Annotated in this window: 11 protein-coding genes; 10 read left to right on the plus strand and 1 reads right to left on the minus strand. The window is 42.4% G+C overall.

Going from position 1 to position 13,884, the window contains the following annotated elements; genetic code table 11:
- Positions 1 to 156: 156 nt before the first annotated feature.
- The 10 genes from recA to pflA all read left to right on the plus strand — a co-directional run bounded on the left by recA (position 157) and on the right by pflA (position 13,315).
- The gene (gene recA / locus EL241_RS06515; protein ID WP_003755952.1) at positions 157 to 1,200 is read left to right on the plus strand and encodes a recombinase RecA; all 1,044 of its coding nucleotides are present in this window, start codon (positions 157 to 159) and stop codon (positions 1,198 to 1,200) included.
- 279 nt (positions 1,201 to 1,479) lie between these two features.
- Positions 1,480 to 3,048, plus strand: coding sequence for a ribonuclease Y (gene rny / locus EL241_RS06520; protein WP_003755951.1), 1,569 nt, complete (start codon positions 1,480 to 1,482; stop codon positions 3,046 to 3,048).
- 91 nt (positions 3,049 to 3,139) lie between these two features.
- Complete coding sequence (locus tag EL241_RS06525) at positions 3,140 to 3,643, plus strand: GNAT family N-acetyltransferase (protein WP_036104175.1); 504 nt, start codon at positions 3,140 to 3,142, stop codon at positions 3,641 to 3,643.
- Positions 3,644 to 3,686: 43 nt separating this feature from the next.
- The gene (locus EL241_RS06530) at positions 3,687 to 4,490 is read left to right on the plus strand and encodes a TIGR00282 family metallophosphoesterase (RefSeq protein WP_003755948.1); all 804 of its coding nucleotides are present in this window, start codon (positions 3,687 to 3,689) and stop codon (positions 4,488 to 4,490) included.
- Positions 4,491 to 4,506: 16 nt separating this feature from the next.
- Entirely contained in the window at positions 4,507 to 4,860 is a 354-nt protein-coding gene (locus EL241_RS06535) for a YlbF/YmcA family competence regulator (protein ID WP_036104171.1), read from the plus strand.
- Between the two features lie 105 nt (positions 4,861 to 4,965).
- Entirely contained in the window at positions 4,966 to 7,536 is a 2,571-nt protein-coding gene (gene mutS / locus EL241_RS06540; RefSeq protein WP_036104168.1) for a DNA mismatch repair protein MutS, read from the plus strand.
- Positions 7,537 to 7,556: 20 nt separating this feature from the next.
- Positions 7,557 to 9,374: a DNA mismatch repair endonuclease MutL gene (mutL, locus tag EL241_RS06545; RefSeq protein WP_036104166.1), complete on the plus strand. Its 1,818-nt coding sequence runs from the start codon at positions 7,557 to 7,559 to the stop codon at positions 9,372 to 9,374.
- Between the two features lie 18 nt (positions 9,375 to 9,392).
- Complete coding sequence (locus tag EL241_RS06550; RefSeq protein ID WP_036104163.1) at positions 9,393 to 9,938, plus strand: glycerol-3-phosphate responsive antiterminator; 546 nt, start codon at positions 9,393 to 9,395, stop codon at positions 9,936 to 9,938.
- A 335-nt stretch (positions 9,939 to 10,273) separates the two neighbouring features.
- Positions 10,274 to 12,505 carry a formate C-acetyltransferase gene (pflB, locus tag EL241_RS06555; RefSeq protein WP_003755939.1) on the plus strand — a complete coding sequence of 744 codons (2,232 nt, stop codon included), beginning with the start codon at positions 10,274 to 10,276 and terminating at the stop codon, positions 12,503 to 12,505.
- Positions 12,506 to 12,574: 69 nt separating this feature from the next.
- Positions 12,575 to 13,315, plus strand: a complete 741-nt coding sequence (gene pflA / locus EL241_RS06560) for a pyruvate formate-lyase-activating protein (protein WP_003755937.1) — start codon at positions 12,575 to 12,577, stop codon at positions 13,313 to 13,315.
- A gap of 32 nt (positions 13,316 to 13,347) precedes the next feature.
- Here the strand turns inward: pflA and EL241_RS06565 are convergent, their stop codons facing one another.
- Positions 13,348 to 13,884: a PadR family transcriptional regulator gene (locus tag EL241_RS06565; RefSeq protein WP_036104466.1), complete on the minus strand. Its 537-nt coding sequence runs from the start codon at positions 13,882 to 13,884 to the stop codon at positions 13,348 to 13,350.

The raw sequence follows: 13,884 nt of genomic DNA on the forward strand, positions 1-13,884 counted from the left end.
ACTAAACGTATACTAATGGTATGTACCGGTACAAATAAAAAAGCGAACATTTATTCGCTTTTTCCTTGCTTCTTGCTTTAAAATCATGTATAGTATGTGTAGGGTAAAAAAACAAAGAGAATAGTTACTCGTTATCTATTTGAAGGAGGCAAAATCGTGACTGATCGTCAAGTAGCTTTAGACCAAGCGTTAAAACAAATTGAAAAACAATTCGGTAAAGGTTCCATTATGAAATTAGGAGAACACTCTGATCAAAACGTTTCCACCGTATCCAGTGGTTCTTTGGCAATAGATGTTGCATTAGGTGTCGGCGGTTATCCGCGCGGACGTATTATTGAAATTTATGGTCCTGAAAGTTCCGGTAAAACAACTGTTGCGCTTCATGCGATCGCAGAAGTACAAACTCAAGGCGGTACCGCTGCATTTATCGATGCAGAGCATGCGCTTGATCCTACTTATGCCAAAAATTTGGGTGTCAATATCGACGAATTACTTTTATCACAACCAGATACGGGCGAACAAGCGCTTGAAATCGCAGAAGCCTTAGTCCGTAGTGGTGCGGTAGATATTTTAGTCATTGACTCTGTTGCAGCATTAGTTCCCCGCGCTGAAATCGAAGGCGAAATGGGCGATGCTCACGTTGGTTTACAAGCACGGTTAATGTCTCAAGCATTGCGAAAACTTTCTGGTGCTATTAATAAAAGTAAAACGATCGCTGTCTTCATCAACCAAATTCGAGAAAAAGTCGGCGTTATGTTCGGTAACCCGGAAACTACTCCAGGGGGACGTGCGCTTAAATTCTACTCAACGGTTCGATTAGAAGTGCGCCGTGCAGAACAATTGAAACAAGGCACAGAAGTTATTGGCAACAAAACAAAAGTCAAAGTCGTAAAAAATAAAGTAGCTCCTCCATTCCGCGTGGCAGAAGTGGATATCATGTATGGAGAAGGAATTTCTCGCGAAGGCGAACTATTAGACATGGCTTCCGAAGTGGATGTCGTGAATAAGAGTGGCTCTTGGTATTCTTATAACGAAGAAAGAATCGGCCAAGGTCGTGAAAATGCGAAACAATTCCTGAAAGAACATGCGGAATTGCTGGACGAGATCTCTAAAAAAGTAAGACGAGAATACGATATCGATGGTACAGCTGTAGTTCCTGCTGAAGAAACAGAGGAAACTCTCGATTTATTAGATGAATAAAAAAGCCAAGTGGATCGTTTTTAACTAGCTGAGTTGCGCGTTATTTATACGCGCAACTTATTTTTATACATAAAAGTTGAAATATATATAGCTTTCCTTGACAATGAACATTTTCAACTATAAAATTAAATTGTATATTTTATACGGCTGACTTACCCATTAAGTCAGTTTCAATTAGACCATTCTAATTGTTTCTAAAAATACACATTGTGTTAGCAATGGATTTGCTAACCACCGACATAATCAAAAGATAAATTGAATAGCAAAGGAGGTGGAAGGATGACGAATCTAATTATTTTCACCAGCATCTCCGGTTTGCTTTTCTTAATCGTCGGTCTCGTTGTTGGTTATGTATTCTTTAAGTCTAGTACAGAGAAAAAATTAGCAGCTGCCAGAGGAACTGCTGAATTGATAGTAGAAGATGCGAAAAAAGAAGCAGAAACTGCGAAAAAAGAGGCGTTGCTTGAAGCTAAAGAAGAAAACCATAAGTTACGTACTGAAATCGAAAATGAACTTCGTGGGCGAAGAACAGAGTTACAAAAATCAGAAAATCGCTTATTGCAAAGGGAGGAAAACCTCGACCGTAAAGATACTTCTCTAAGTAAGCGAGAAGCTGCACTTGAGAGAAAAGAGGAGAGTATCAGTAAACGACAACAACATATTGAAGAGGAAGAAAGCAAACTTGCTGAGATGGTTCGACAAGAACAGGTGGAATTAGAACGCATTTCTGCGCTTAGCAAAGAAGAAGCGAAAGGGATCATCCTGAACCAGGTAGAGGAAGAACTTAGCCACGATACAGCAATTATGGTGAGAGAATCAGAGGCGAGAGCAAAAGAGGATGCGGATAAGAAAGCGAAAAACATTCTATCCTTAGCCATCCAACGTTGTGCAGCCGATTTTGTTGCTGAAAACACTGTATCCGTTGTTACCCTTCCAAATGACGAAATGAAAGGCCGCATCATCGGTCGTGAAGGACGAAATATCCGTACACTGGAAACATTGACTGGTATTGATCTTATCATTGATGATACGCCGGAAGCTGTTATATTATCTGGCTTTGATCCGATTCGTCGTGAGATTGCTCGAATCGCACTTGAAAAACTTGTCCAAGACGGACGTATCCATCCTGCACGTATCGAAGAAATGGTCGATAAAGCGCGCAAAGAAGTGGATGAACACATTCGTGAAATCGGAGAACAAGCGACATTTGACATCGGAATCCATTCGATTCATCCCGATCTTATTAAGATCCTTGGTCGTTTGCGTTACCGTACAAGTTATGGTCAAAACGTCTTGAATCATTCGCTGGAAGTAGCGAGACTGGCTGGCATCATGGCTGGTGAGCTAGGCGAAGATGTGACACTTGCCAAACGTGCTGGTTTGCTTCATGATATTGGGAAAGCAATTGACCATGAAATTGAAGGAAGCCATGTCGAAATCGGCGTTGAGCTTGCTACGAAGTACAAGGAAAATGAAGTAGTCGTGAATAGTATCGCTTCCCATCACGGGGATACCGATCCAACTTCGATTATTGCTGTCATTGTTGCTGCCGCAGATGCACTTTCTGCAGCGCGTCCGGGTGCAAGAAGCGAAACGTTGGAAAACTACATCCGTCGTCTTGAGAAACTGGAAGAAATTTCCGAATCTTATGATGGTGTAGAAAAATCTTACGCGATCCAAGCTGGCCGTGAAGTTCGTATCATGGTGGAACCAGACACGATCGATGATTTAGCTTCTTACCGTTTAGCACGCGATATCCGCAAACGGATTGAAGATGAACTCGATTACCCTGGTCATATCAAAGTAACGGTCATTCGTGAAACAAGAGCAGTAGAATATGCCAAATAAAAACGTTGCCGCTAGCCGGCAGCGTTTTTTTGTGATTGCAGAACAGTCTGCTTTTCGGGTATAATCAGTTTTAAAAAGAGGAGGAAGTTATATGACCAAGCCGCTACTACGAAAGATGCAACCAGAAGATTATCCGGCTATGCAGGCCATCTATCAAGAAGGTATCTTGACGAAAAACGCGACCTTTCAAAAAGAAGTAATGGCTTTTGAAGAATGGGATCATAAATATTTATCCACCTGTCGATTAGTTGCGGTACTTGAAAAGGAAGTAGTCGGGTTTGCTGCGTTATTGCCATTTTCTAGTATGGAAAGCTACCGGGGCGTTGCCGAAGTCAGTATTTACATAAGCAGCCAAGCAAGAGGAAATGGTATTGGTTCGCTATTGATGCAACAGTTGATCGAAGCGAGCGAGGAAGAGGGCTATTGGACTTTGCAATCCTTGATATTCCCGGAAAATGTAGCCAGTATTTCCCTGCATCATAAAGCCGGCTTCGAGCTGCGGGCCAGACATCCTCGTCTAGGCGAGATGGATGGGATTTTTAGAGATGTTCTTTTATTAGAACGTCGCAGTCAGACAGTTGGACTAGATAGATAAAGAAAAATGAGCTATACTGGACGAAGATAGGAGTTTTAGACGTATGAAAATATTATTTATCGGGGATGTAGTTGGCTCATTAGGAAGAAATGCCGTAACTGAATTTCTTCCACAACTAAAAAAGAAATACAAACCGACGATCACTATTATTAATGGTGAAAATGCTGCTTCAGGAAGAGGGATCACTGAAAAGATCTATAAACAATTCCTTGAGCTAGGCGCGAATGCCGTAACGCTTGGAAACCATGCGTGGGATAATCGGGATATCTTTGAATTTATTGAAGAAGCAAAATATTTAGTACGACCGGCCAATTTCCCCGAAGACACTACCCCGGGAACTGGAATCGTATTTGTCAAAAGCAACCAAGTAGAGATAGCCGTCATCAACTTGCAAGGTCGCACTTTTTTAGCGGATCTCGACGACCCATTTCGAAAAGCGGATGAATTGATCGAAACAGCTAAAAAACGCACTCCGCTGATTTTTGTTGATTTTCATGCAGAAACGACAAGTGAAAAAGAAGCCATGGGTTGGTATTTGGATGGCCGTGTCAGTGCTGTCGTTGGCACACATACTCATGTACAGACTTCTGATGAACGCATCTTGCCAAATGGAACAGCCTATTTGACCGATGTCGGGATGACCGGACCTTATGATGGGGTGCTGGGAATGAACAAAGAGGCTGTATTACGCCGTTTCTTATCTTCCCTACCTACTCGTTTTGAAGTTCCTAAAGAAGGCAGGACGGTGCTGTCCGGCTGTCTGATCGACATTGATGATACAACTGGAAAAGCGAAAAAGATCGAGCGTGTCTTGATCAATGAAGATCATCCTTATTTGTTTGATTAGAAAGAAGGTTTGCGAAGTGACCTATTCAAAAGCAGAGATTCTGCAGGCAGCTGAAAAGCTGAAACAGCAGCTTGAAAATACAGAAGAGATCCAGTTTTATAAATTAGCGGAAGAAAAGATCAATGCCAACAAAAAAGTAGCAGCCAAAGTAGCGCAGATCAAGGCTTTACAAAAGGAAGCTGTTAATTTGGAGCATTATCAAAAGTATGAAGCTATGAAACTGACAGAAAAGAAAATCGATCAAGTGCAGGCGGAAATCGATAACTTGCCGATCGTTGCCGAATTCAGACGGGCACAAGCAGAAGCAAATGAATTGCTCCAATCGGTGACCAAAGAAATCAATGTGGAAGTTTCGGAATCAGCCGATTAGCCATTTTCTCCGGAAAGTGGCTTTTTTTGTGGAGCAAGACAAGAGAATTTACGGCGATTATGCTATAATGGAGAAATGAAAAACATAGAGAAGGACTGATGAGGGATGACAGAATATACACCGATGATGCGCCAATACCTAACGATCAAGGCAAACTATCAAGATGCCTTTTTATTCTTCCGGCTAGGAGATTTTTACGAAATGTTCTTTGACGATGCACTGAAAGCATCGCAAATTTTGGAGATCACACTGACAGGTAGAGAAGGCGGAGGGACGGAGAAAATCCCGATGTGCGGCGTTCCGTATCATTCTGCAAGCGGCTATATCGAAACATTGATCGATAAAGGCTATAAAGTGGCGATCTGCGAGCAAGTAGAAGATCCTAAAACCACCAAAGGCATGGTCAAGCGGGAAGTCGTCCAATTGATTTCGCCAGGAACGGTCATGGATGAAAAAGGGCTAAAAGAAAAAGAAAACAATTATATCTCGGCATTATACAGTGATGGCGATGCTCGTTTTGGTTTTGCCTACTGTGATCTTTCCACCGGAGAATTAAAAGCAACGACCTTGCAGGCAGAAACCAATAAGCTGCTAAATGAACTGACAACACTATCAGCAAAAGAACTGATCGTCGACAGCGCCAATCAAGCCCTTTTATCGAATAATTTAAAAGAAGAACTTGGACTGACGATTTCACTGGAAGAATCCACCGCGCTCCAAGCTGACTACCAGCATTTAGTTGACGGCGAATGGGGAGAAGTCGAGCAAAAAGCGGTCGCGAAACTGATTACTTATCTAGCAGAGTCACAAAAACGCGATCTTGGCCACTTGCAGCAAGCGGTTCATTATGAAACGAGCCATTTCATGAAAATGGATTATTATTCGAAACGCAATTTGGAACTTTCCGAATCGAATCGCGGGAAAGGTAAGCAAGGAACCCTATTATGGCTACTCGACCATACCAAAACAGCAATGGGCGGACGGCTGCTCAAGCAATGGATCGACCGACCGCTGATCGACAAAGAGATCATCACGCAAAGGCAAGATGATGTTGCCGCTTTTATCCGTGCCTTCTTTGAGCGCATGGATCTCGTCGAACATCTGAAAAATGTCTATGACTTAGAACGACTTGCTGGACGTGTGGCTTATGGGAACGTCAACGCTAGAGACCTGATCCAGCTGCGAAATTCCTTATATCAGATTCCGAAAATCAAAGCGATTCTTGCTTCGATCGAGTCAGATAGCCTGCAGACGCTTGCTGATAAATTAGATCCATGCGAAGAATTGATGACGATCTTAGAACAAGCGATCATTGACAGTCCGCCAATCTCGATCCGCGAAGGCGGCATCATCAAAGACGGTTACAATGAACAGCTTGACACTTATCGCGATGCCAGCCGCAATGGCAAAAGCTGGATCGCTGAATTAGAGAGTAAAGAACGAGAAATCACCGGAATCAAGTCACTCAAAGTTGGTTTTAATCGAGTTTTCGGATATTATATCGAAGTAACAAGAGCAAATACCCACCATCTTCCCGAAGGACGTTATGAACGCAAACAAACATTGACCAATGCCGAGCGCTATATCACGCCTGAATTAAAAGAGAAAGAAAAATTGATTTTAGAAGCCGAAGAAAAAAGTGTGGAGCTCGAATATCAATTGTTTATCGAAGTGCGTGAGCAAGTGAAGTCCTTTATCCACCGCTTGCAAGCTCTTGCGAAATTGGTTAGTGAGATCGACTGCTTGCAAAGTTTCGCAGAAGTCAGCGAAAAGAATCACTTTATTCGCCCAGTTTTGAGTGAAACAGGCAAACTTTCCGTCAAACAGGGACGTCACCCCGTAGTCGAACGCGTCATGGGGGCACAGAGCTATGTAGCGAACGACTGTCAAATGGATGATGACCGAGAGATATTATTGATCACCGGTCCGAATATGTCCGGTAAGAGCACGTATATGCGCCAAGTCGCTTTGACCGCGATCTGCGCTCAAATTGGTTGTTTTGTACCGGCAGAAGAAGCAACCTTGCCAGTTTTCGATCAGATTTTTACTAGAATCGGTGCAGCAGACGACCTGATTGCTGGTCAAAGTACATTCATGGTAGAAATGCTTGAAGCCCGTAATGCGATCGTTAATGCAACGAAAGACAGTTTGATCCTTTTCGACGAGATCGGCCGCGGGACAGCAACTTATGATGGAATGGCGCTTGCCCAAGCGATCATTGAATATATCCATGAAAATGTCAAAGCAAAAACATTATTCTCGACCCATTATCATGAACTAACTGTTTTGGATCAAGAACTTGCATCCCTTGCCAATATCCATGTAAGTGCTGTCGAAGAAAACGGCAAAGTCGTATTTCTGCATAAAATAAAAGAGGGACCCGCAGATAAAAGCTATGGAATCCATGTTGCTCAGCTGGCAGAACTTCCTGCTGATCTTATCAAACGGGCGAGCCAGATTTTGGCGGAACTGGAAGCGGAAAAAGAACAGACTGCTTCCCAAGTAGAAAAAACAGAAGAAGACATCCAGCTTGCGATGTTCCAAGTAGAAGATATCCCTGCTCCTAAAAAAGCAGATCGCGATCTCCGCAAAGAAATCGCGCAACTTAATTTGATGCAGATGACGCCAATGGAAGCAATGAACGTACTTTACAAGTTACAGCAAAAAACGATGTAAAGAAAAAGAAGGTGAGCCAAATGGCTAATAAAATTGTTGAATTGACAGAACTTTTATCCAATAAGATCGCAGCTGGGGAAGTAGTAGAACGCCCAGCTTCCGTTGTCAAGGAATTGACGGAAAACGCGATCGATGCCGGAAGTACCGTGATCGATATTTTGATCGAAGAAGCTGGTCTAAATAAGATCACCGTGATCGACAACGGTAGCGGAATCGAGCCTGAAGATGTAGAAACGGCTTTTCTGCGTCATGCTACTAGCAAAATCAAAAATGAGCACGACCTTTTCCGCGTGCACACATTAGGTTTCCGCGGGGAGGCATTACCAAGTATCGCCTCTGTCGCGCAAGTGAAAATCACCACGTCGACCGGAGAAAAGCAAGGCAAGCATTTAACGATCCAAGGCGGAAAAATTTTAGAAGAAATAAGCAGTGATGCTCGAAAAGGTACGGAAATCGAAGTCACACAATTATTCTATAATACACCGGCTCGCTTGAAGTACTTAAAGAGTCTGCCGACAGAACTTGGAAATATCACAGATATCATCAATCGCCTAGCGCTATCCCATCCGGAAATCAGTTTCCGACTTTCTCATAACGGAAAATCACTGTTGCAAACAAGCGGGAATGGAGATCTGCGTCAAGTGATCGCTGCGATCTACGGTGTGTCGATCGCCCGCAAAGCGCTTCCGGTAAGTGCTGAATCCCTTGATTTTAAAGTGAATGGCTATGCGATCTTGCCGGAGATCAACCGGGCCAATCGTAATTATGTCTCCACAATCGTTAACGGTCGTTATATCAAAAATTTTGCCCTTGTAAAAGCAATCCAGGAAGGGTATCATACGCTCCTGCCGATCGGTCGTTATCCGATCATTGTCCTGCAGATCGAAATGGATCCGATCATCGTGGATGTCAATGTGCATCCGGCTAAACTGGAGGTACGACTCAGCAAAGAAAAAGAATTAGGACAATTGATCACACAAATGCTGAAAGGAGCTTTCCACCAGCAACAGCTTATTCCAAGCGGTGAAGTTTCCAAAAAACAGAAACTCGCTTCCGAGCAACTGCAGATCGACTTTGATAAAAAACAGTCGGAACCGCCAAGACTTGATCAACCGTTTCATTACAAGCAGCCGCCCGAACAAGATAATTCCTATGTGGCCGAAGAAAATGCTTTATATGAAAGTTTAGATGCGCTCCTGGATCGTCCAGAAGAAAAGCAGGAAGAGCAAGAAGAAGTCACCATCACACCAACGGAACGCTTGCCAAAACTATATCCGATCGGACAGATGCATGCGACGTACATTCTGGCACAAAATGAAAAAGGCCTTTATATCATTGACCAGCATGCTGCACAAGAACGAATCAAATATGAGTTTTATCGCGAAAAAATCGGTGAAGTGGCAAGAGAATTACAAGATTTACTTGTTCCGATCGTGTTGGAATTTTCAACAGATGAATATGTGCGGTTAGAAGAGCAAAAACAGAAACTGGAAGAAGTGGGCGTTTTCTTGGAACCATTTGGTCAAAACAGTTATATCATTCGTTCGCATCCGAATTGGTTCCCGAAAGACCAAGAAGAGGAGACCTTGCGGGAAATCATTGACGAAGCGCTTAATGCGCCGAGCATCAGTATCCATAAATTGCGGGAAGATACAGCCATTATGATGAGCTGCAAAAAATCGATCAAAGCCAACCATTATTTGACAAAAGAAGACATGGAGGCTTTGCTGGATACGTTGCGCGAGGCAAGCGATCCATTTACCTGCCCGCACGGCCGACCAGTCGTTATCGAATATACCACTTATGAACTGGAAAAAATGTTTAAACGTGTTATGTAGCCAAAGGAGTGGACAAAAGTGTTTGGACAACAGAAAATCATCCCTGCAGCGCACCAAGAGCGTGACATTGAAAAAATAATCGCTTTAGATGGAGAATATCTCGTCATGCTGGAAACGCATATCGCGCAATTAAAATCGCTTGTCAATCTGGCTAAGTCTGCAAATAAAAAAGTCATCTTGCATGCAGATTTGATCAATGGTTTAAAAAACGATGATTATGGTGCGGAATATCTTTGTCAAGAGATTCGACCAGCAGGAATCGTTTCTACAAGAAGCAATGTTGTGATCAAAGCTAAACAGCAGCACATTATTGCGATCCAGCGCTTATTTACGATCGATTCAAGCGCGTATACAAAAGGGATTGCGATGATTGAGAAAACAAATCCAGATGCGATCGAATTACTGCCAGGTATTTTGCCAAATCAAATCGCACGCATGAAAGCGATGATGAATATACCACTCATTGCCGGCGGATTGATCGAAACGGAGGAACAAGTGAACGATGCGCTAGAAAATGGGGCTATCGCGATCACAACTTCCAATAAAAAATTATGGAATCTGTGAGGGGAAATTCTCCTCACTTTTTTCATGAAAAACAGTTTGATGAAAACGCTTGTTTATAGCGAATTTCGCTTGTGCCACAGTACACAAGCGTTTTTATCTGTATTATAACAATTTTCACCATTCGGCTAATACAGAACGCCACTTTAATAAGAGCAGTAAAAAAGTAATTGGGGCTATTAGTGACTTTTAGCCTATTTAATAATTTTTTCACAAAAAGTTTCTCAAAAACTGTAGCATTTTTTGAGAAATGTGGTATCATAACAGTGTAAACATTTACAAATAGTTATGCTCATTATTTAACGCTCAAAATTGAACAAAAATTGGAGGCTATTTAAATGAAAGAACAATGGAAAGAATTTGTCGGTGGAACTTGGCAAGAGGAAATCGATGTAAGAGACTTTATCCTAAAAAACTATCGACTTTATGAAGGTGATGATTCCTTCTTAGTCGGCCCAACTGATGCGACCAATAAATTATGGGAACAAGTAATGGATCTTACCAAACAAGAACGCGATAATGGCGGCGTCCTTGATATGGATACTAAAATCGTTTCCACGATTACTTCTCATGATCCTGGCTACCTAAACAAAGATTTGGAAAAAGTCGTTGGTTTCCAAACAGATAAACCATTCAAACGCAGCTTACAACCATTCGGTGGTATCCGCATGGCAGAAACAGCAGCAGAAGCATACGGCTTTGAGATCGATGCAGAGATCAGCCACATCTTCTCAGAATATCGTAAAACACATAACCAAGGCGTGTTCGATGCCTATACACCTGAAATGCGCGCAGCTCGTAAATCCGGTATCATCACTGGACTTCCAGATGCTTATGGTCGTGGACGTATCATCGGTGACTATCGCCGTGTAGCATTATACGGTATCGACTTCTTGATCGCAGAAAAGAAAAAAGATTTGAACAACACAGGTCTTCGCACAATGAGCGATGATATTATCCGTTTGCGTGAAGAACTTAACGAACAAATCCGTGCATTAGGCGAATTAAAAGTACTAGGCGAAAAACACGGATTCGATCTTTCCCGCCCAGCAGAAACAGCTCAAGAAGCTTTCCAATGGTTATACCTTGGCTATCTAGCAGCAATCAAAGAACAAAATGGTGCAGCAATGAGTCTAGGCCGTACCTCTACATTCTTAGATATTTATGTAGAACGTGATCTTAGAAATGGTGTATTAACAGAAGAACAAGCACAAGAAATCGTAGATCATTTCATCATGAAATTACGTCTAGTGAAATTTGCTCGTACTCCAGATTACAATGAATTATTCTCTGGCGACCCAACATGGGTAACAGAATCCATTGGTGGTATCTCAGAAGACGGCATCCCGCTTGTTACAAAAAACTCCTTCCGTTTCTTGCATACATTAGATAACTTAGGACCTGCTCCAGAACCTAACTTGACTGTTCTTTGGTCCACACACTTGCCATCAGGATTTAAAAAATTCTGTGCCAACATGTCGATCAAAACAAGTGCGATCCAATACGAAAACGATGATGTTATGCGTCCTAAATGGGGCGATGATTATGCGATCGCTTGTTGTGTATCCGCAATGCGTGTCGGCAAACAAATGCAATTCTTCGGCGCACGTGCTAACTTAGCGAAAACATTGTTATATGCCATCAATGGTGGTATCGATGAAAAATCGAAAGCACAAGTTGGACCTGCTTACCGTCCAATCACAAGCGACGTTTTAGATTACAAAGAAGTGCTTGAAAAATACGATGCGATGATGGAATGGATCGCAGAACTATACTTGAATACATTAAATGTTATTCACTATATGCATGATAAATATGCGTATGAAAGATTAGAAATGGCGCTTCATGATACACATGTCTTACGTACAATGGCAACTGGTATCGCTGGATTATCTGTAGCGGTCGATTCTCTTTCTGCAATCAAATATGCAACTGTAAAAGCAGTCCGCGATGAAAATGGCGTAGCAGTTGACTTTGAAATCGAAGGCGATTATCCGAAATACGGCAATAATGACGATCGCGTTGACCAAATCGCAGTCGACCTTCTAAAAACATTCATGACAAAAGTGAAAAAACACAAAACTTATCGTGACTCTGTTCATACAACTTCAGTGCTTACCATTACTTCCAATGTTGTTTATGGTAAGAAAACAGGGAACACACCAGATGGACGCCGCGCAGGCGAACCATTCGCACCAGGAGCTAACCCAATGCATGGCCGTGATACGAAAGGTGCATTAGCATCCTTATCATCCGTTGCTAAGCTTCCATATGAATACGGGCAAGACGGAATTTCCAACACATTCTCGATCGTACCGAAAGCACTAGGCCGTGATGACAGTGCGCAAGTCGACAACCTAGTAGCAATGCTAGACGGTTATTCTACAAAAATGGGACATCACTTGAACATCAACGTCTTCAACCGCGATACATTATTAGATGCGATGGATCACCCAGAAGAATATCCGCAATTAACGATCCGTGTTTCCGGATATGCTGTAAACTTCATCAAATTAACGCGTGAACAACAATTAGATGTTATTCACCGTACGATGCACGAATCCATGTAAGAATAGTGATCAAAAGCTGGAGGCGGACTTTCCGCCTCTCGATTGAAAAGAGAAGGGATTGGATAAAAAATGACAAACACAATTGGAAGGGTTCATTCGATAGAAACAATGGGGACAGTAGATGGGCCGGGAATTCGTTTTATTGTCTTTATGCAGGGATGTCTGCTTCGTTGTCAGTTTTGTCACAACCCAGATACTTGGAAAATCGGAAAAGGAACAGAACGCACCGCACAAGATGTATTTGATGAGGCTATCAAATATAAAGAATTTTGGGACGCATCCGGCGGCGGTATCACAGTAAGCGGTGGAGAGCCCTTGCTGCAAGTCGATTTTTTGATCGAATTATTCACGCTGTGCAAACAAGCAGGTGTGAATACGACTATTGATTCTTGCGGTGGCTGTTTCAGCAGAGATCCGGAATTTATTGAAAAATTGGATCGTTTGATGGAAGTGACCGATTTGATCTTATTAGATATCAAACAGATCAATCCGGAAAAACACTTGAAGCTCACAACGCGTCCAAATGCACCGATCTTGGACTTTGCAAATTATTTGAAAGAAAAAAATCAGCCGATCTGGATTCGCCACGTCTTAGTACCAACGAAAACAGATGATGTGGATGATTTGACCAACTTGCGCCATTTCATTGATACGCTTCCCAATGTGCAGCGGGTAGAGGTACTTCCTTACCACACAATGGGTGTTTATAAATGGAAAGAAATGGGGATTCGCTATCCGCTTGAAGGAATCGAACCGCCAGAAGAAGCAAGTGTGAAATTAGCAAAAGACATTTTAGAGTTTGCTAAATAATAAAAAACGCCATCTAACATAGATGGCGTTTTTTAATTAGCTCGATTGGCTAGCATACGCTCGCACCATTCCAACTCTACAACAAGCAATTCTCGTTTGCGAGCATATACTTGGTAGGGCATATCCTCTTGCCTAGCAGCATCCGTATCTAAATGTAGCAGTTTTTCAAAATGATGAAGTGTTTCATCGACCATTTCCAGCTGTTCTTCTAAATAGGTTTGACGTTCCTTCAGCAAACTTTCTGTCCGGCTTTTATTGACCCAATCAAGCTGTAACTTAATAATAAATTCATCTTTAGTGACTGGATTCTTTAAAGGCGTTTCTGACCATTCTGCCAAGGCATCGATCCCTTTTTCTGTAATCGCATAGATCTTCTTATCAGGAAGTTTTTCCTGTGCTTGCCTGTGGACAGTCAAGTAGCCATCTTCTTCTAATTTTGATAAAGCGGGATAAATCTGACTATGATGCGTGTTTTGCATGATCCGTAAACGGTGCACCAGCTCGTAACCATTTGTTGATTCCCTGGCAATCATCTGCAGAAGTGTATAACCGAGTAAATTAGGCATTAT

It is taken from the genome of Listeria grayi (genome assembly GCF_900638015.1).
GTDB lineage: Bacteria > Bacillota > Bacilli > Lactobacillales > Listeriaceae > Listeria > Listeria grayi.

Bases quoted from the DNA above. Each gene is read 5' to 3' on its own strand.
- EL241_RS06530 (WP_003755948.1), top strand. From the start codon at position 3,687: ATGAAAATATTATTTATCGGGGATGTAGTTGGCTCATTAGGAAGAAAT.
- mutL (WP_036104166.1), top strand. From the start codon at position 7,557: ATGGCTAATAAAATTGTTGAATTGACAGAACTTTTATCCAATAAGATC.
- EL241_RS06525 (WP_036104175.1), top strand. From the start codon at position 3,140: ATGACCAAGCCGCTACTACGAAAGATGCAACCAGAAGATTATCCGGCT.
- pflA (WP_003755937.1), top strand. From the start codon at position 12,575: ATGACAAACACAATTGGAAGGGTTCATTCGATAGAAACAATGGGGACA.
- pflB (WP_003755939.1), top strand. From the start codon at position 10,274: ATGAAAGAACAATGGAAAGAATTTGTCGGTGGAACTTGGCAAGAGGAA.
- rny (WP_003755951.1), top strand. From the start codon at position 1,480: ATGACGAATCTAATTATTTTCACCAGCATCTCCGGTTTGCTTTTCTTA.
- mutS (WP_036104168.1), top strand. From the start codon at position 4,966: ATGACAGAATATACACCGATGATGCGCCAATACCTAACGATCAAGGCA.